This window comes from Bifidobacterium sp. ESL0800 (assembly GCF_029395355.1).
GTDB lineage: Bacteria > Actinomycetota > Actinomycetes > Actinomycetales > Bifidobacteriaceae > Bifidobacterium.
Genome location: NZ_CP113913.1, coordinates 1977049 through 1997344 on the forward strand (window position 1 = coordinate 1977049; position 20296 = coordinate 1997344).

The following is a 20296-nucleotide window of genomic DNA, read 5'->3' on the forward strand; positions in this document are numbered from 1 at the left end:
GGCTCTGTTTGCTCGGGAGAGGATTGGCAACAAATGGCAACGGTGGGCATATCGCGGCGCAGCCAGTGGATTGTGGCGGCGCGCGCGGTGGTCTGCGGCCTGATTGCCGGGGTGCTCGTCACCTGCTACCGCCAGGGCATCGAATGGGGCACGCAGTTCGCGCGCTGGATGTACCCGCAAATCCGCAGTAATCCGTGGTTTATCGCACCGTGGGCGCTCGCGGCCGTGCTCGTCGGTCTCTTCGTCGCCTGGCTGGTCCGGCTCGAGCCGATGGCGTCCGGCAGCGGCATCCCGCAGGTCGAGGGCGTGGTGCGGCTCGGCTTGAAAATGCGGGCGGGCATCGTACTGATCGTCCGGTTCGCCGGCGGTCTGCTCTGCGGCATGTTCGGCCTCTCGCTCGGCCGCGAAGGCCCCTCGATTCAGATCGGCGCCGCCGCCAGCCAAGGCACGACGCAAATAATGAGAAGGTTCTGGTATAAAGGCGGAGCCGTCGCGGATTCAGCTGATGCAGACGGTTTGGATTCCGTGAATATGGACGTGCGCAATAAAACGAGCGTCAATAATAGTGGTATTCATGTCGATAGTGCCGGTCGTCAACCATCCGATAGCGATTTTTCGCTGAAACCCCGCCGTCGCGCAAACGGCCATGACGGCGCGGGCGGCTCCAAAACCGCTGAAACGAACATTCTCATCACCGCCGGTGCCGCCGCCGGCCTTTCCTCAGCGTTCAACGCCCCGCTTTCCGGCATGATGTTCGCGCTGGAAGAAGTACATCACAACTTCTCGCCGGCCATCCTGCTTTCGGCCGCGGCCGCCTCGCTTTCCGCCGATTTCGTCTCGAAATACTGGTTCGGCCTGAAGCCGGTGCTCGACTTCGCGCGCCTGACGCAGCTGAGCCTGCCGCAGTATTGGTGGATGCTGCCGCTCGGCCTTGTTGCCGGCCTCGTCGGCGTAGCGATGAACAAGCTGCTGCTCGGCTTCCAGACGCTATATAACAAACTGCCGTGGTGGTCGCGTCCGATGATTTCGCTGGCCGTCGCGTTGCCGGTCGGCATCTTCCTGCCGCAGGTTCTGGGCGGCGGCGAAAGCCTGATCGGCTTCGCCGAGCGTGCGACCGACGGCATCGCGTTCCTAGCAATCCTATTGGCCGTCAAAATGCTGTTCACTTCGACAAGCTTCGGCAGCGGTGTACCTGGCGGCATTTTCATGCCGATTCTCGCGGTCGGCACGCTCACCGGTTCCATTTGCGGCGTCGCGCTTCACGCCATCGAAATCAACGGCAGTCCGCTGGTGCCCGCCAGCGTCATCCCGCTGTTCGCCGTCTGCGCGATGGCCGGGGCGCTCACGGCGTCCGTCAAGGCGCCGATGACCTCGATCCTGCTGACCGTCGAGATGAGCGGTACCCTGATGCACATGCTCCCGGTCGCCGCGTGCAGCTTCATCGCCCTGCTGGTCTCAGACCTGGCCGGCACCAAACCGATCTACGACGCCCTCCTCGACCGCTATATAGCCGGCCATCCGGAGCAACTGCCCAAAAACGTCATTTCGACGATTCTGGACTGAACGCGGCTACTTGAGTCTGTCATATTACTATTTAGTCATTTATCAAATATTTGTATGAATATATCGGCAGACAGGTGTAATCTGTATCGCGTAATTTATCCCAATCCAGTGAGTCTGGATGAGAAGAAGGGAACAATATGGCAAAGAAGAGATATGCCATTGTCGCATCGTTCGCGGCGGCGTGCATGATGATGGCCGGTATCGGCGTCGGCTCGGCAAGCGCGGCTGAGACGCCGACGGCCAAGGATGCACCTGCTGCCACGCAGCAGACGCAGTCCGTCAGCAAAGACGCGGCGCAGAGCAGCGATGCCAAAGTCGATGCGAACGCGACGACTGCCGATTCGTCCAATAAGAGCGATGCCACGGCGCAGGCCAAGCCGCAAACGCAGGCTCAGCCCAAGGCTCAGGCCCAGTCCGAGCAGAAGCCGTCCGCACAGCCCCAGCCGGCCGTGCAGCCGCGCGAGACCCCGTCCAGCAGCAGCGATGGCGTGGGTGTCAGCGGCATCAAGATCACCGATGTGAAGGTCACCGACGTCGGTGCCCACACCGCGAACCTCAGCTTCGATTATCAGATTACGTGGCCTAATGGCCATCCCGCCAATCATCCGATTAACGGCGAGACCGATCGTATCGCTCCGATCATTTCCTTCACCAACGTCACCAGCATGACCGCGCGTTCGGCCAAGGGCGGGTGCACGCAATACAAGGATCCGACGACGCATCAGACCACTACGAACTGCCGTGCTTTCAGCGGATACAATCCGGGCAAACTGGATATCGATCACAATGATGCGCACATTGACGATAATATGACCGCTCAGACGTATGCGCAGGACTACGGTTCGCACTATGTGGGCGACTATTCCAACGCTGACTCGGTTTTCGACGGACAGGGGCAGCAGTTCACCCGTTACGGTTTCTCCAATGCCGATTACAAGTTCGGCTATCCTTACGACGCCTCCAAGAAGACCGGTCATTTCGACATGTCGTTGATCGGCCTTGAGCCGGGCACTCACTATGAGAATCAGAACGTGAACGCCAACGGCCAGGACCTCACCTATGCCGATCCTTACGTCATGCTCGATGAGCACGCCAAGGAGCTCGTGGCCCAGGGCAAGAAGGATCAGACCGTCAACACCCACATCATGCAGCTGCTTGTCGGCGTCGAGTATATGGACTTCTACGATCAAGGCAACGGCGTGTCGTACACGGAAGGCGTTCCGTCCGGCAATTTCGTCCAGATTCCCGCCTTCACCACCAAGGCTGCGCCGACAGCGCCTGCGTCCGGCGACCTCAACGATGGCAACAAAGGCGATGTGTCCGCGCCGAGCAACCCCGTGGCCGGTTCGCCGTCGCGTATCTATATCCACAACCTTTCCGAGGCGTGCAAGGCCGGTGCCGACGATACCGCCGATTCCAAGCCTTCCTGCTTCTGGGCTGGTTACATCTATTCCGACCCGACCCAGCTGACCGATCCGTCCGGCGCTCCGTACCTTACGGTGAAGAGCGACGACAAGGGCTACTACGTCGAACCGCTGCTGCCGAGCGACAAGACCGGCGTGCACAAGATCGCGTTGCTCGACGAGAACGGTGCGCTCGCTGGCTGGACGACGGTGAACATTGCCACGCCGCCCACCCCTCCGTCCGGCAGCCATCCGACTGATCCGGCCGCAGGCAAGACCGGCAACAAGGCCGATAACGGCAAGAAGCTCGCGAATACGGGCGCTTCGGTGGCCTACGTTGCGCTCGCTGCCGCCGCGTCGTTGACGCTGGCCGCCGGTGTCTCGCTGGCTCGCCGCCGTCGCGCATGATTGCGTGACTGTATGAGGCGATAGCCGCCGGCCGTTGATATTGCGGTCGGCGATTGATACATACAGAATTCCCGGGAATCGATGTCCATCTGATCGGTCCCGGGAATTTTGTATGCGTTATGGCCCGATGGGTTTTACGGATGGTTGAAACCGATCTGTCACAACCCATCGGCCGGTTTGCACTATACGGCCGTTTCTGCAATCTTTACCACAAACCGAGCAGTTTCCGCCAAAGGGTGCCGACGCCGGCGTAGATGACGAGGTTGACGAGGCTGACGATGAAGCCGGTCTTCCACCATTCCTTCTGGCTGACGTAGCTGGTCGAGAAGTAGATCGACGCGGTGCCGGTGCCGTAATGGGTCGTGCCGGGGGAGACGCAGGTCAACAGGCCGAGCAGCATGGTCGCCACGATCGGCGGCACCCCAAGCGAGACCAGGATGAGCGCGAACGGAATAAAGAACGTCTGTACGTGGACGAGCACGCTGGTGAGCAGGTAGTGCACGTAAAGGTAGAGCAGCACGATGACCACGATGGCCAGCCACGCCGGGATGCCCGCCACGCTTGAGGTGAGGACCTTCTTGATCCAGCCGACCACGCCGGTCTCGTTGAGATAACCGGTGACGCCGATGAGCGGCGCGAGCCACAGCAGGATGTTCCAGCCCTGCTTTTCGGCGAAGACGTCGTCAAGGTCGATGACGCGCAGGATGAGCAGGACGGTCAGGCCGAACAGGGCGATGAGCGTGTTGTCGAGCTTGGTGACCGACGAGGTGCCCCAGAGGATGACGACCAAAACGAACGCGGTGATCATCAGGTACTCGTTGATGGCCATTTTCGGCATCTTTTTCAGCGCGTCCTGGGCGGTTTTGTGAACGACGGAGAGGTCGGCGCTCTGGCTTTCCAGGTGATGAATGGCGAGGATGACAATCGGCACCACCACGGCCGCGAGCAGCGTGGGCACACTGGCGTAGGCGAACCATTGGAACCATGAGATCGTGATATGGAAGGTGCTGGCGGCCATGCTCGCTACCAGCGGATTCGTGGCCATCGAGGTGAGGAAAAGCCCGCCGATGATCAGGTTCAGATGGAAAGTGGCCAGTGTGAGAAACGAGCTCACCGAGCGCTTGCCCGGGTCCTTCGGCTCGTCAAGCGCTTCGACCAGCGACTGGTTGATGGGGAAGAGGATACCGGCTCCGCGCGCGTTGGTGTTGGGGATGACCGGCGCCAGAATGAGGTCGCAGATGGCCATGACGTATGCCAGCGCCAGCGGGCTGCGGCCGAAATGCGCGATGAGCCAGTAGGCCATGCGCGCGCCGAGATTGGTCTTGCGGAAGCCGATGGCCATGAAGAACGCGAAAAGCACGAGCCACACCGGCCCGGACCCGAAGAACGAGATGAGCGTACCAGCCGGCATGGTGAAGGTCAGGCCCAGCAGCGACATCATCGTCAGTGAGAGGATCGACAGCGGCGCGACGTTGAGCACGCAGCCGGCCAGGAAGAAGAGCACGATGGCGAAGCTATGCCAGCCGGCGGTCTGCACATGCGCCGGCGCGGGCGTGAACCACATCGCCACCAGTCCTACGCAGCAGAGCAGAAAAACAATAAGCGGGATTTTCTTTTTGGTCGAAGCTGAGGCCATGACGGAAACCACAATCCTTTCAGGGAAGCCATATCCTGCGTATAGCCGATTTCGCGCACGGCTTCGCAGGGCGAGGTCGCTATCGAATAGCAACTAACACCATACGGCAATAAGCGTGTTATGGCCAGAGCTCAAAGGTAATACGTTAAAGGTTTGTAGTAAGGCGTCGGTGTCGGGAGCGCGGTTCAGCGGCGCTCGCGCACGGCCAGCGTCACTGTCGAAACGCTGGTGAGCTTGCTGCCCATCCGCACCTCCACGCGCCAGGTCTGCGTGGTCCGGCCGACGAAATCCGGGGTGGCGGTGGCTGTGAGCGTGCCCGAGGAAACCGGGCGGAAATGGTGGGTCGAGATGTCGACGCCGACGGCGACGTGAGCCTTGTCGAGACGCGCCAAAGCGCCTAAACTCGCGGCTTCTTCGGCGAGCACGGCGTTCACCCCGCCATGAAGTATGCCGAAAGGCTGGAGCAGGTTTTCGGTGACCGGCAGGGTCAGAATGACCTTCGAGCCGGAAATTTCCTGTTGGCGTATTCCCAGATAATTGGCAAGTGACATCAGGCTGGACCTCGTTTCTGCGCGGCAAGGAAACCGTGCGTGGCGTATGAACCGTGCGTGGCTTGGTTGGGCGGAAAGCGAAACCGGCAGTCCAACGATTGACCAAAACGGAACCGAAACCGTAAGGTGAAGCGCAGCACATTCATAGCATACAGCGGCTTGGATGCGGTAGGGTGAAATGAACCATGAAGGAGAGGCAATGACAAGCGACCAAACCTTTGAGACCGTCAAGGAGTATGACGAAATACTCTTCGAACGGCTCGATCATATAGCCAAAATCACCATCAACCGGCCGGAGAAGCGCAACGCTTTCACACCGAAGACCATCGAGGAGTTGATTGACGCCTTCACCATCTGCCGCGACGACGCGACGGTCGGTGTCATCATCTTCACCGGCGCGGGCGACCTCGCGTTCTCGTCGGGCGGCGACCAGGGCGTGCGCGGCAACGGCGGTTACGTCGGTTCCGACCACGTCGCGCGCTTGAACGTGCTCGACCTGCAGCACCTCATCCGTATCATCCCCAAGCCCGTCATCGCGATGGTGCGTGGCTGGTCCGTGGGCGGCGGCAATGTGCTGCAACTGGTCTGCGACCTGACCATCGCGGCCGACAACGCCAAATTCGGCCAGACCGGTCCCAAGGTCGGCAGCTTCGACGCAGGCTACGGTTCCGGCCTGCTCGCCGATGTCATCGGCCAGAAGCGTGCGAAGGAAGTCTGGTTCCTCGGCCACTTCTACACCGCCGAGGAGGCGCTGCAGATGGGCTGGATCAACAAGGTCGTCCCCCTGGCCGACATCGAGGACGAGACCATCAAGTGGTGCCGCGAGCTGCTGACCAAGTCGCCGATGGCTCTGCGCTTCATCAAGGCCTCCATGAACGCCGCGACCGACGGGCTCGCCGGCCTGCAGCAGTTCGGCGGCGACGCGACCATGCTCTTCTACACCACCGACGAGGCCAAGGAGGGCCGCGACGCCTTCAACGAGAAGCGCACGCCGAATTTCGACCAGTTCCCGAAGTTCCCGTGATCGAGGGCGGGCTGCGGCTTGTGATTGTAGACGCTCTGCGGCCCATGTCGTGTGCAAAAAGTGCGTTTTAGCACTGCTAATTCGCACTTTTTGACCTGTCAGGTGTAAAAAGTGCGTTTTAGCGATGTCAGTTCGCACTTTTCGCACTTTGATGTGAAAAAAGTGATAGTTGCGAGGGCTGCTGATGGATAACTGGGTGCTGAAACGGGCAGAGTTGACACCGGACCGGCTGGCGGTGGATGACGGCGAGACGCGCTGCACCTTCCGGGAGGTGTTCGAACGGGCCAGGGCCCTGGGCGCGGTGCTTGGTCGGTTCGGGGCGTTCAAGACGCGGAATGTCGCGCTGGTTTCCGACAACGACCTCCGTGGTTACCTGATGGCCGTCACCCTACTGCTGTATGGCAAGACGGTGGTCTGGCTCAACAAGCGTCTGACCAATGACGAGCTTGCCCGGCAAATGAGCGACGCCGAAGTCGCCTGCTGTCTTAAGGATGACAGTTTGCCTGTTGACCTGTTGAGCGACAAGGCATCTGGCGAGACCGGCGTCCGTGTGCTGAGTTTTGATCAGGTGTTCGCCGAAGCCGGCAGATTGAAGGCCGATGGCCTCCATTCCAGCTCAGTTGGTGCCGATGCAACGTTCAATTTTGAGGCTGGCGCCGGTGGCGTGGTACCCGGTGACCCTGATGGGGGCGTGGCCGAAGCCGGAATCGTGGACAATAATGGCGTGGATGTTCGCGGCGCGACCGGCGTTGTTGATGTTGCCAGCGTTGTCGGCGTGGGCATCGGCGAATCTGATGTCGAAGGTTTGGATGCTGCGGCTTCGGCGATTCCGAGGGAATTCGCCGACGATCAGGTGGTCAGCGTCATGTTCACCTCCGGGTCGACGGGTGCGCCGAAAGGCATTCAGCAGACCGTGCGCAACCACTTCACCTCGGCGACGAGCGTGGCGCTCAACCTCGGCACCGAACCGTGTGACGAGTGGCTGTGCGCCGTGCCGATTTTCCATATCAGCGGTTATTCCATCATTCTGCGCGGCCTGATTTTTGGCGTCACGGTGCGGTTGATGAGCCATTTCGACGCTGGTGAGATGGAGCGGATCCTGACCGACGAGCCGGTGACATGGGTCTCGGTGGTGCCCACGATGCTCAAGCAGCTGGTGCCCGTCCATGAGCGGCGCATGTCGGTCGACGATGGCTTTAGCAGCGTGCCAGGTGCGGTGTCGGTCGCGACGCCGGATTCGACATCGGTTGGGGTGGCGGGCATGGAGTCAAGCTCGGTTGCGGAAACTATATCTGGCGGGGTGACGGACACGGTTTCCGGCTTATCGTCAGATATGATGTCGGGCGCGACGCGGAATGCCATGTCAGATACGGCATCTGCGCCGATGGCGAAAAAACAGGCAGCGGGCGCATTGAAAGAGATGGCTCCAACAAGGTTGTTGCCTGCCAATTTCGGCTATTCGCCGGCATTCAAGGGCTTCATTCTGGGCGGTGAAAAATCCGACCTCGCGCTGCTGAAGCGATGCCACAAGCTGGGCATGGTGGTCGTGCGTTCGTACGGCATGACCGAAACCTGTTCGCAAATCGTTGGCACCGGCACGGCCGACGGCGCGCGCAAGCTGCTTTCCAGCGGCAAACCGTACTTCACCACCTCGCTGAAACTGGCCGAACGGACCGATGAAATCCTCATCAAAACCGACGCGCTGACCCCGGGCTACCTCAACCGGCCGGGGGCACTGGAGGCCAAGAAGACCGCGGACGGCTGGTACAAGACCGGCGACGTCGGCCATTTCGACGCCGACGGTTACCTCTACGTCGACGGCAGGCTCGACAACATGATGATTTCCGGCGGTGAGCATGTTTTCCCCGAGGAGGTCGAGCGGGTTTACGCGGATTGCCCCGGCATAAGCGAGATTGCCGTCACCTCTGAGCCCGACGAAACGTGGGGCGAAGTGCCGGTGGCGTACGTGGTGTGCAAAAGCGGCAAACGACAGGACGGGTCTGTGCCGAAAGAAGCCGGTGCTGTCGATGCCGCCGCGGTGGAGTCGGAGTCTGCGTTTGGGGCCGAGTCCGATAAAGCCATTGCGCGTACGGTTTTACCGGCCTCCGCCGCCGAGGCCTTCCGCGAGTTCGGCCGCGCGCGTCTGGCGCATTACAAAGTTCCGAAGCGCTTCTATCGCGTCGATTCCCTGCCCAAGACAAGCACCGGCAAAGTGCGCCGCTTCCTATTGGGGAAGGGCAACGCAGCCGACGAAAGCTAACCGGCGTTGCTGCTAGTGTGGAACCATTGAGCGAGGAGGTTTCTATGAGTGGTGAGTATGTTTTGGCGTCGACTGGTGCAGCCATCGCGGGCGTTGTCGTGCTGATAATCGTTCTGCTCGCGGTCGGCGGCGTGATTGTCTATCTGCGTCATCGCTCGATGTCGGTGAACGGCGGGGCCGACGCGGCAGATACCGCTGAGCCGGCTGCGGGTGGTTCCGGTCTGGCTGCATCTCCGGAAGACGGCGGAACCGGAACCGGTGTCTCGGATTCGTCTGCCGATGCCGTTGATGCCGTCGAAACCGCTGGCGTTGCTGATAGTACTGGCACTGTTGCCGCTGATTCCGCTGCCGATGACGGCGATGACAATGCCGATAATGACGTGGCAGAAGTCTAGGCTGATAAGCGAATCCGCGTCGCGATGGCAGAGCCGCAGTGGCAGTGTCGTAATAGGCGCTTTTACGTGTGGTGACTAGATAACGTGTCCGAATAATGGACAGCCCGGTGACGGATTCGCGTTGCCGGGTCTATGGTAACTGACTAAACGGGTCACGAACCCGAAAGAACTCGGTAAATGCGAAAGGAGGACGCCATGAGGAACGGAATGATGAACGTAGCTGCACAATCGGCACGAATTATTAGCCCGTCTTCGTTGGCGGCCTGATTTTCCACATTCAGCTTGAGCCCCGCCAATGAAGGCAGGGCAAGCAAGCGAATCGTTCGGTCGAACGAATAGCGATATCAACAATATCGAAACGTATAGCTTTCTGAGCCCTGCAATCAAGCGCAGGGTTCTTTTGTTATCGCGCCCCAAAAGGTCACCGCGGTAGTGCCGCAAGAACGTATACGAACAAATACAACAAATACAACGAATACAACTCAATACTCGATAACTCAAACCAAGCAACGCTCAAAACCGGTTACGCGACCAGAATCCAGCCAGTTTTAACGGCAAAGATTCCAGATCGTCCGCCCGCGAGGCGCCGAACGCAACGCTGAGAGAACGCAGGCCGTGGGCGGGAGAGCGGCGGAAGAGCGACGAGAGAACGAATGAAGCAGTTATCGGTGCAGGAAGCACCAGAGGAGAGCATTATGACAACAGTCGACACAGCGGCTGGGAACGGCAGTACAAGCGCCACCGGTGGCAACGGCAACGGCGGGTCCAGCACCGCGGCGGCCGAACGCAAGGCGAAACTTCAGGCGATGGCGCACGATTCGGTGGGCACCGTCATCGCCGCCTCGATGGTCGGCACGGCCATTGAATTCTACGATTTCTACGCGTACGGCACCGCTTCGGCGAACTATTTCCCGAAGATCTTCTTCTCCGACAAGACCAACCCGACCGTGGCGCTTCTGGTCAGCCTCCTGACCTTCGGCATCGCCTTCGTCGCCCGCCCGCTCGGCTCGCTGATCTTCGGCCACTTCGGCGACCGTATGGGCCGCAAGACCACGCTGGTGGTCAGCCTGATGACCATGGGCATCGCCACGTTCCTCATCGGCTGCCTGCCGACATACAGCCAATGGGGCCTGCTCGCGGTCTTCGTGCTCTGCCTCTGCCGCTTCATCCAGGGCATCGGCCTCGGGGGCGAATGGTCGGGCGCGGCGCTAGTCGCCACCGAAAACGCCCCGGCCAACAAGCGCGCGCTCTACGGCTCGTTCCCCGAGCTCGGCGCGCCGATCGGCTTCTTCCTTTCCAACGGCACCTACTTCCTGCTCGAATCGTTCTGCAACGAGCAGCAGATGCTCGCCTGGGGCTGGCGCGTGCCGTTCCTGCTTTCCATTGTGCTGGTCGTGATCGGCCTGGTCGTCCGCGTTCACATGGAGGAGACCCCGATCTTCCGCCTCGCGCAGGAACAGAAGAAGACCGTCAAGTCCCCGCTCAAGGAAGTTTTCCGCACCAGCTGGCGTCAGGTTTTGCAGGCCACGTTCATCGTCGCGGTCACCTACACGCTCTTCTATACGCTGGCCACCTGGTCGCTGGCGTGGGGCACCAAGACCAAGGCGGAGGGCGGCGGCGGCCTCGGCTTCACCAACCGCGAGTACCTGCTGATGCTCATGGTCGCCATCTGCGTGTTCGCCGCGTTCATCGTGCTCTCGTGCGTCTACGCCGACAAGCTGGGCCGTCGCCGCGTGCTGATGTTCTCCGCGGTCGCGCTGGTCGTCTTCTCGTTCGTCTTCCCCTACCTGCTGATGGGCCACCGCAACTTCGCCGAGATCATGGTCTTCCTGTGCGTCGGCTTCGCTCTGATGGGCATCGCGTTCGGCCCGGTCGGCGCGATCCTGCCCGAGCTGTTCAGCGCCAACGTCCGCTACTCCGGCTCCGGCCTGGGCTATAACCTCGCCGCCATCGTCGGCGCCGCCTTCGTTCCGACCGTCGCCACCTGGCTTTCCTCGCACTGGGGCGTGCGTTCCGTCGGCCTTTACATGGCCGTGATGGCGCTGTGCTGCCTGGTCGCCCTGCTCACCTGCAAGGAGACCAAGGACACCGACTTCACCGCGTGACCGTGGTGAATGCTCAACATTATTCATAACCGAATACCGATAACTGAATAGCAAGAACAATAACAATATAAGGATGTGAAGCCGGCTCAAGATCCGGGGTAATTGTTGCAAATAATTGTTCGATAATTGGACGGCGGCGTGGTTAGCACTGTGACCGGCGTTACAATGAACAGTTAACGGGACAAAATCCCTTTTTGATCAAGAGCCAGTTTCTAGGCCTCGGCAGGCAAAGTGCCTGATTTCGGGGCAAATAATAATAAATTATGCAAGGAGTGCATATTATGGCAGCACAAATCTGGTACGAAGACGACGCTGATCTTTCCGTTCTCGATGGCAAGAAGGTCGGCATCATCGGTTACGGCTCGCAAGGTCACGCTCACGCGCTGAACCTGCGCGACTCCGGTGTGGACGTCGTCGTCGGTCTGCGGCCTACCTCCAAGTCCGTTGAGTACGCCAAGGAGCAGGGACTCGAGGTCATGTCCGTTGCTGATATGGCGAAGGTAGCGGACATCATTATGTTCCTGGCTCCTGATCAGTATCAGGGCACGATCTATAAGGAAGAGGTCGAGCCCAACATGAAGCCCGATGCGGCGCTCGCGTTCGCGCACGGCTTCAACATCCGTTACGGTTACATCAAGCCGGGCAAGGGCCACATGACCTTCATGGTCGCTCCGAAGGGCCCGGGCCACATCGTTCGCCGTGAGTACGTTGCCGGCCGCGGCGTGCCGGTGGTCGTCGCCTGCGAGAACGACGACAAGGGCGACGGCTGGGCCATCACCCTCGCCTATGCCAAGGCTCTTGGCGCCCTGCGCGCCGGCGCCATCAAGACCACGTTCAAGGAAGAGACCGAGACCGACCTCTTCGGCGAGCAGGACGTGCTCATGGGCGGCGTCAACCACTTGGTCGAGACCGGCTTCGAGGTCCTCACCGACGCCGGCTACCAGCCGGAGATCGCCTACTTCGAGGTCTGCCACGAGCTGAAGATGCTCGTCGACCTGATGAACGAGGGCGGCCTGAACAAGGCCCGTTGGTCCTGCTCCGACACCGCTCAGTACGGCGACTTCACCTCGACCGTCATCGACGAGCATACCCGCCACAACATGGAGCATCAGCTCCAGCGCATTCAGGACGGCTCGTTCGCGAAGGAATTCATGGACGACCAGGCCGCCGGCGCCCCGCGCTTCAAGGAGCTGCAGCAGAAGTACAGCCACGAACGCATCGAGACCGTTGGCCCGAAGCTTCGTTCGATGTTCTCCTGGCTCAAGGGCAAGGCCGCGGACGCCGACGAGAACGAGTCCTTCAACGGCGACATCGCCCGTACGCAGGTACAGGAGTAATTCGGTTTGTTGATTTAGACGGTCTTGCACCGCCCGTCGGGTCTGCCGGCGAGAGATAGAGAGTAAAGGTTGCCATCGGGTTTCGGCCCGGTGGCACTTTTGTTGTTCCTTAGGTTGTTGTCGCGTAATAGCCACCAAATGCATAATCTCGTGAATAATCGTAGAAAAATGCATAATATTCTTCGTCAAAGATGATAGATGCCGTTCGAAACTGAAGTAGATGGATGCGGCTCGTCTGTTTCGGGGTTCGTTTTGTGCAATGCGGCATGAAACGAAAGCGGCTTCAAGCCGGTTTTCTGGATCGCGACGGATTGCGGCTTGTAATGCGCAATACGACACATCATTACGCGCAGTGAACACCGTCTTAGGCACTGGAATCATGGGGATATGGACAGGTCGCTCGCTCATTTCACGCATGTGGCATTTCGTGATTTGGCGTCTATTTCGCTAGGTGAATCTTTCATTTCGTTGTATGGCGTTTTTGAATTGTGACGGAGGCGACATTTCAATATTTGCTCTTAACCGGGGTTATATGGTTTTAAGTGGCTGAAAACTGAATAAAATCAACGGTTTTTGCATAATTAGACAAAATTATGTCAAACGATGGTCGCGCAACAAAGTATCACGAAACGCAAATTCTGGTCTTTGGTACACCGTGAGAAGCGGTACTCTTTTTACACATTCAGCAATCACTTGTTGAATATCTATCAATCACTTCTTACGCAAGCGGCCTGCGCGACGGGCCACCCAGGCAAGGGGCAACCAAATAAAGAGAAGGATGACAATCATGAGAAGAAGCAACCGATTCGTAGCGAGGCCGGCCCACAAGAAGTCCCGTGCCATGATTGTCGTCTCCCGTATCAAGGGCATCGTTTACAAGGTTGCCATCTTTGTGCTTGTCGCTGTGGCCGTGTTCGCGATCCTCAAGGACATGCACACCTATACGGTCGTCGAGGCGCCGCATCCGGTTTCCGCGATTTACATGCAGACCGGCTCCGAGGCTCAGGAAGGCCCGGACGCCACCATCCACGTCAACCCCGCCACCAAGCCCGAGCAAGGCAATAAGGCCGGCGACACCGCCGACTCCAAGGTTCAATCCGCCGCTTATGCGGCCAGCGTTGCCGAAGCCGAGACGGTGACGACGACATATCTCGTTGCCTGACGCTGCGGTTACCCGGCCGCCTGCATGGTTGCGCTTGGCGCCGGGTCTATAACGTCGGTAACAAAAGTGATTTGATTTTTAGTTGATTGTTAAGTTGCCTCCCGATTCGTGAACTAACGGATGGGAGGCAACTTTTTTATAGGCGACGGGGCGAGGGGCAGCGAAGCAACGAAGCAATGAAGCAGCAAAGCGACGAGGCGATGAGGCAACGAAGCGACGGACAATAGGGTGTCAATAAGGTAGCGGTTCGTTGGCCGTTTGGGCGACGCGGCAAGAAGGTCAATGGATTTAGTGATGCCAGTCGCGTCGCTTTTGCGGTTTTCTTTTCCGTGCATCGGTCATAAGCAAGCGTCGTGCGTGGTGTGTCGAAGGTGACGCCACCAGTAATCCTTTGTTTTCAAAAGGTTTGCGCATTCATTGTGGGTTGTTGTGTATTGCACGGAAAGTCCAAACAAAAACGTAATATAAGTCACAATGCGTACAGAATGTGGCATTATGTGTCGTTTATTGTGTCATAAAGGCGGATTGGGGAAAGAATGAAACGATTTTTGTATCGCGCTATCGGGTTGCTGGCTTGCGCGGCGACGTTGCTCGGAGTCTCGGTAGCCGCCGACGCCGCCGGGACCGCGGAAACGGCGGAAACGCAAACCGGCAGCAGCGAGACAAGCGCCTCCGCGCCGCAGCAGAAGAGTGAGCCTGCGAGCAACGCTGTGAATGCCAAGAGCGAAAACGGCAATGATCTGGATGTCAGGAAGTTGGAGATCAAGAAGGTGGATTCCTGCCCTGCTTCCTCCAATCCTGCGACGGATCCCGCATCGATCTACATGGATGCCAAGGACCCGTTGGTCGCGCATGTGTGCCCGGGCATTATCACCGATGAATCGTATGAAATCAATGATATCTATCATTCGCTCTACAATTCCTTGTCCGACGTTCTTGACGACGAAAGGGCGCAGGATCACAGTCATAGTTACTACCCAAGCGATGATGCGAACAGTTTGTCCCATAAAGTGACGCGCGTCGTGTTCGATGACCCCGCCCATACCGCTTTGGTCGGCGATGTCAGCAATGAGTTCGAGGACTTGACGAGCGTCGTATCTTTTGACGGCATCAATGATATCGACACGAGCCGTGCGACCAATATGGACTTTCTGTTCCACGACGATATCTCACTGACTTCTCTTGATATCCACTCATGGAAGACCGGCAACGTGAGGGGCAACACCTGCGCCGGTATGCAATATATGTTCGAAGGCACCCCCTCTTTGACTTCGCTGGATTTGCATACGGGGCCGAACGGTGAGTGGGATGTTTCCGGCGTGACGAGCATGATGGAGATGTTTGATGGACTCTACGACACTTGGAGGCATCCTGATAAGCATGAACGTCTGAAGACCATCGACATTACCGGATGGGACACCAGCAACGTCGAAGACATGGAGATGATGTTTGCTTACAGGCCTCTCCTCACTGAAATCAAGGGCGTGGGCCAGTTGAAGGTAACCAAGGTCCGGAGGTTCAGGTTTATGTTCGGTCAAGACCATTCGTTGACCGACATCGATATCTCCGGTTGGGAGCCGACCCATAATTATCCATGGGACGATGGCCCCGACTCCGATCACATGTTCGAAGGCACGAAAATCACTTCGCTGGATCTGAGCGGCTTCCGCGGCGGCCCCTTCTGGGGCGGTATGGAGGGGCAGTTCCCCATGGGCGTGAAGAGGTTCACCGTCGGTCCCGACACCGTGCTGTGCAGGAATGGTGACTGGGATAAGGACAAAGACGCCAACGGCATGACCGTATGCACCTATGGTTTCAATTTTCATGTCCGTCCTGGCAGAAAATACAGCATATATGAGAGCGACGATAATCTCGACTATAACGACGAAGGTCTCGACCCTGATTACACCGGGCGTTGGGCGCAATTCCCATTGGACGACGACGGCACCGGTCTGCCACTATGGATCGGGAAGAAGGACGGTGACACCAACTACGGTCAAGATGCGGAAGACGAACTCAACCAGCGCGTCACTAACTCCAATGTCGACCCGGCCAGCGGCATTGGCGCGGGCGTGTATGAGTGGCAGGAAAGCAGGGTGATCGTCAATTACGCACCGAACGGCCCGCAAGGCACCACGGTTTCGTTCGACGGGACGCCCGGCAAACTCATGCCCCAGCAGATTCAGCCTGTAGGGGACGCGGATACCAGCCTGAAGCCGAACGTCACCGTCAACCCGAAGGGCGCCTATACCACTGATGGCTGGCGTGTGGCCAGTTGGAACACGAAGGCTGACGGCACCGGCAAGTCGGTGGCGGCGGATGGCACCGGCAAGATTCATTTCCATTCCGGGCAATCCACGTTGTACGCCCAGTGGGAGAAAGTGGCGCCGCAGCCTAATCCGGGAACTAATCCCGGTACAAACCCGGGCGCGGGTACAAATCCCGGGACCGATCCAGGTACAAAGCCAGGTAGTGGAACCGACACGAAGCCGGGAACTGGTTCTGACACGAAGCCGGGCAATGGTTCCGGGTCTGACTCGGGAACGAAGCCGGGCAAGAATCCGGGAACGAAACCGGGCAAGAAGCCAGGTGCCAATCCTGCAGTAAGGCCTGACCAGCCGAAGAAGCCGGGCGCGGATAAAGGCAAGTCCGATAAGGATAAGCCGGGCACGAGCGTGCCATCCGACACTTCCAATGGCTCCAAGCCTTCCGCGCCGTCTGCTCGTGCAGCAGGTACCACGCCGGTGACGGCTCTGCCATCGGTTCCGAATGTTCTGCGCCGTGCGCCTGTGGCCGCGGCTCCTGCGCCTTTGGCTGGAGGGTCTGACGCTGTTCCTGACCTGCTGAACAAGGCTCCAAGGCGCTACAAAGCGTGCCAGGTGGCGTGGGTGGCGTCCGGGGCGCCATGCCCGTCCGAGAACACCACCGCCGTCGTGTCGCCCACGCATATGCGTTCGCCGATAGGAGCATTGCTGGCCGTTCTGCTGCCGTTCCTGTTTATCCTCCTGGCGATGGCGCTCAGGCGCAAACAGGACCTGCTGCCGGTGCGTCATGCGGCCGAGTGGTCCTTCCCCCGGTGAGCGGCGCTTTCCGGTAGCGGAGGTAGTCCAGTAGCCGATAACAAGCAGGCGGCGGCATCGTTGGTGGTCTTTTCGTGTGATCAGTCCACTACCGTTGCCGCCGCCTGCTCATGATTGTTGCATCGATTGCTTTATTCGTCGAGCAGCCAGTCGAGGAGGTTGAGCTGTTTGATGCCGGCGTGGTCGCCGTTGCCGATACGGTCTAGCGTCAGCAGGGTCTTGGGGTGGTTGTCGTCGACGGCCTGCAGCGGCGCGAGCTCGCGGGCGAGGGTCGAAGGATCGAGCACGGTCTGCGAGACCTGGAAGTAATGGATGCCGGACTCGTCGGTGGCGCAGAAGTCAATCTCCTTGTTGCCGGTTTTACCGATCGATACGTTGCGATAACGGCGTAAAAGCTCGAGGTAGACGACGTTTTCGATGCGGTGGCCGGTGTCGCCGCCGGACTTGCCAAGGAACCAGAACCTGAATCCCGGGTCTCCGAGATAGTACTTTTCGGTCGTACGCAAATAGAACTTGCCCTTAAGGTCATATCGATCGGCGCGAAACAGCAGGTAGTTCTCGCACATCGCCACGATGTATTCCTGGACGGTGTTGCGCGAAACCGCGGTATGCTCCTGTTTCATCGTATTGGCGATGCCGTTGACGGAGGTCAGGTTGCCGACGTTGTCCGCCAGAAATGCGGCGACCGCGTTGAACGCCGGCATGTCGAGCTTGGGCCGGCGTACGGCGATATCCTTCACAAGGATGGTGTTGAAGACTCCGCCGAGGTAGTCGGCGATGCTCTGTTCGTCGTCGAGGTAGGCGGTGTAAGGCAGGCCGCCGTAGGTGAGGTAGCGTTCGAACGACTGATCGTCGGTCTCGGACTCTGGGCGCGTGCTGCGGTATTCCGCGAACGAAAGCGGGAACATATTGAGCTCGACATATCGGCCGGTGAGCAGCGTCGCCAGTTCGCTGGAAAGCAGCTTTGCGTTCGAACCGGTGATATAGAGGTCGGTGTCTTTGCGGATGTATAGCGCGTCGACGGCCTTCTCGAAGTGCTCGACATGCTGGATTTCGTCGAAGAAGACATAGTTGAGCCCCGGCTGCAGACGCTTGACGATGTAGTCGTAGAGCGGCTTGGCCTGCGTGGGGTAGTCCTCGTCCAGACTCTCGAAGTTGATGGCGATGATGTTCTTGGGGCTGACGCCGGATTGGGCAAGCCGGTCCCGAAAGATCTCGAGTATCTTGGACTTTCCGCTGCGGCGCATCCCCGTCACCACTTTGATGGGGTCCTTGGCTCGCCAGCGTTCCAGCCAGTCCAGATAATAAGGACGGTCTATCATCTTCATGCTCCAAACTTGTCAGTCTGTTGATACTTTTGACGAATAAACAATAAAGGTGTCAGTCTGCTGACAATTCTAGCATAAAAAATGAAAAGGTGTCAGTCTGGTGACAACTTTTGTTGGTTGGGTATGAAAGCGTCAGTCTGCTGACAACGTTTACGATATCTGATGAAAGGTGTCAACAGACTGACAGAATTATTACGACAGATTGACTAACAGTGCCTATTTCCGTGCCGTGTCTTATTGCTGCTCTGCGCCAGCCGCGGTCGTCGTCTCCTGCTGAATCGTCTCGGCCTTCTTCTTCAGCACCTCGGGGCGGGCAGAGCTCACGTCCATATCCTTCAAACGCACGATGTGGGTGTGGTGCGTGAACTTGAAGCCGAAGTAGAGGATGGCGACGAGAATGACGCTGAAGTAGGTGGCCAGCAGCTCGCCCCAGTTGCCGGAGGCGAAGCCCGGCAGGTCCTGCCCGCAGATCACCAGCAAGCAGAGCACGATGGCCAGAATTGGCCCGAACGGGAAGAGTTTGGCGCGGTACTTGAGCTCGGAGAGCTGGTGGCCCTGCAGCTTGAACGCGCGACGGAAGCGGAAGTGGCTCAACGCGATGCCGATCCAGGAGATGAAGCCGGTCAGGCCGGTCGCGGTGACCAGCCACATATAGAATTTCGGTCCGAAAATGCTCGACGAGAACGCCAGCGCCTCGATGCAGAGCGTGGTGATCAGCGCCGCCAGCGGCACCCCGCGCTTGGTGGTGGTCCCTAGGAACTTGGGTGCGTAGCCGTCCTTGGCCATGCCGTAGAGCATACGGCTGGAGGCGTAGGCACCGGTATTGACGGCGGACAAAATCGAGGTGAGCACGACGGCGTTCATAATGCTCGCAGCGCCCGCCAGCCCGGCCTTCTCGAAGACGATGGTGAACGGCGACATCGCGATATTGCTGTCGGAAGCGCCCAAGAGGTTCGGGTCGGTGTAGGGGATGATGGCCGCGATCACGAAGATCGAAAGCAGATAGAAGAGAATGATGCGCCAGAAAACGTTGTTGATGGCCTTCGGCACCGCCTGCGTCGGGTTCTCGGATTCGCCCGCGGTCACGCCCACGACCTCGGTGCCTTGGAACGAGTAGCCGGCGATGAGGAAGACGCCCATGATTGCGGGCAGGCCGCCGATGAACGGCCCTCCTTTATAGGTGAAGTTCTGGAAACCGACGGCCGGCTGGAACATGATGCCGAAGATCATTAAGAGCCCCACGACGATGAAGATGATGATGGTGACGACCTTGATCAGCGCCAGCCAGAACTCCGTCTCGCCGAACGCCGAGACTACGAAGGCGTTGAGGCAGAAGATGATGACGAGCATCGTCAGGCTCCACACCCAGCCTGGCGACTTCGGGAACCAGTACTGCATCAAAAGCGCGGCGGTGGAGATGTCGGTGGCGCCGGCGATGGCCCAGTTGAGCCAGTAGTCCCAGCCCATCGCGAATCCCAGCGCCGGGTCGACGTATTTGGAGCTGTAGACCGCGAACGAGCCGGAGACCGGCATGTTGGTGGCGAGCTCGCCGAGGCTGGTCATCAAAAAGTAGATCATCACGCCCATGGCCGCGTAGGCCACAAGTCCGCCGCCAGGCCCGGCTTCGGCGATGGTGCCGCCGGAGGTCATGAAGAGGCCGGTGCCGATGCACCCGCCGAGGGCGATCATCGAGATCTGTCGGGTTTTGAGCTTGCGCAACACGTGGTTGCCGCCTTGTTTTTTGGGTTTTGCGGATTTTCCGGTGCCGTTTCCGAAATTGCCGGTATCGCTGCCGCCGCCAGATAGGTTGCCGGCTGCTGTGCCGCCGTTCGCACGGCTTGCGCCGTTCCCGCTGCTTGTGTTGTTGTCTGTTATTGTGCCCGACTGACCAGTCATGTGGCGCTCCTCTTTCACGGGATTCCCTGCTCGTGTATTACGTATCGCGTATTTGGACGCGAAAGTTTCGGCGGAAATAAAACACGCGGGTCGTGCGCCGTGATTGGCGGCTGGAATTTGCGGCTCGTCTGAAAACTTCCCCAACATT

13 protein-coding genes are annotated in these 20296 nt (G+C 59.0%); 9 read left to right on the plus strand and 4 right to left on the minus strand.

The window, feature by feature from the left end; genetic code table 11:
- Positions 1–168: 168 nt before the first annotated feature.
- The gene (locus OZX75_RS07510; protein WP_525930292.1) at positions 169–1563 is read left to right on the plus strand and encodes a H(+)/Cl(-) exchange transporter ClcA; all 1395 of its coding nucleotides are present in this window, start codon (positions 169–171) and stop codon (positions 1561–1563) included.
- 137 nt (positions 1564–1700) lie between these two features.
- Complete coding sequence (locus OZX75_RS07515; protein ID WP_277146023.1) at positions 1701–3374, plus strand: hypothetical protein; 1674 nt, start codon at positions 1701–1703, stop codon at positions 3372–3374.
- A gap of 205 nt (positions 3375–3579) precedes the next feature.
- Here OZX75_RS07515 and OZX75_RS07520 read toward each other — a convergent pair whose 3' ends face one another.
- On the minus strand, positions 3580–5010 hold the full coding sequence (locus OZX75_RS07520) for a DASS family sodium-coupled anion symporter (protein ID WP_277146024.1): 1431 nt from the start codon (positions 5008–5010) through the stop codon (positions 3580–3582).
- Positions 5011–5195: 185 nt separating this feature from the next.
- Entirely contained in the window at positions 5196–5561 is a 366-nt protein-coding gene (locus tag OZX75_RS07525; RefSeq protein ID WP_277146025.1) for a PaaI family thioesterase, read from the minus strand.
- Positions 5562–5760: 199 nt separating this feature from the next.
- On the opposite strand from OZX75_RS07525, the gene menB reads away from it, so the two are divergent.
- The 7 genes from menB to OZX75_RS07560 all read left to right on the plus strand — a co-directional run bounded on the left by menB (position 5761) and on the right by OZX75_RS07560 (position 16924).
- Positions 5761–6585, plus strand: coding sequence for a 1,4-dihydroxy-2-naphthoyl-CoA synthase (gene menB / locus OZX75_RS07530; protein ID WP_277146026.1), 825 nt, complete (start codon positions 5761–5763; stop codon positions 6583–6585).
- Between the two features lie 184 nt (positions 6586–6769).
- Positions 6770–8845, plus strand: coding sequence for an AMP-binding protein (locus tag OZX75_RS07535; protein ID WP_277146027.1), 2076 nt, complete (start codon positions 6770–6772; stop codon positions 8843–8845).
- Positions 8846–8889: 44 nt separating this feature from the next.
- On the plus strand, positions 8890–9240 hold the full coding sequence (locus tag OZX75_RS07540) for a hypothetical protein (RefSeq protein WP_277146028.1): 351 nt from the start codon (positions 8890–8892) through the stop codon (positions 9238–9240).
- An 806-nt stretch (positions 9241–10046) separates the two neighbouring features.
- Positions 10047–11345, plus strand: coding sequence for an MFS transporter (locus OZX75_RS07545; protein WP_277147507.1), 1299 nt, complete (start codon positions 10047–10049; stop codon positions 11343–11345).
- A gap of 281 nt (positions 11346–11626) precedes the next feature.
- Positions 11627–12682 carry a ketol-acid reductoisomerase gene (ilvC, locus tag OZX75_RS07550; protein WP_277146029.1) on the plus strand — a complete coding sequence of 352 codons (1056 nt, stop codon included), beginning with the start codon at positions 11627–11629 and terminating at the stop codon, positions 12680–12682.
- Positions 12683–13469: 787 nt separating this feature from the next.
- Positions 13470–13844, plus strand: a complete 375-nt coding sequence (locus OZX75_RS07555) for a hypothetical protein (protein ID WP_277146030.1) — start codon at positions 13470–13472, stop codon at positions 13842–13844.
- A gap of 536 nt (positions 13845–14380) precedes the next feature.
- Positions 14381–16924 (plus strand): BspA family leucine-rich repeat surface protein, encoded by a 2544-nt coding sequence (locus OZX75_RS07560; protein ID WP_277146031.1) that lies wholly within the window; start codon positions 14381–14383, stop codon positions 16922–16924.
- 131 nt (positions 16925–17055) lie between these two features.
- Here OZX75_RS07560 and OZX75_RS07565 read toward each other — a convergent pair whose 3' ends face one another.
- Entirely contained in the window at positions 17056–18246 is a 1191-nt protein-coding gene (locus OZX75_RS07565; RefSeq protein WP_277146032.1) for an ATP-binding protein, read from the minus strand.
- 240 nt (positions 18247–18486) lie between these two features.
- Entirely contained in the window at positions 18487–20148 is a 1662-nt protein-coding gene (locus OZX75_RS07570) for an amino acid permease (RefSeq protein WP_277146033.1), read from the minus strand.
- Positions 20149–20296: the final 148 nt, after the last annotated feature.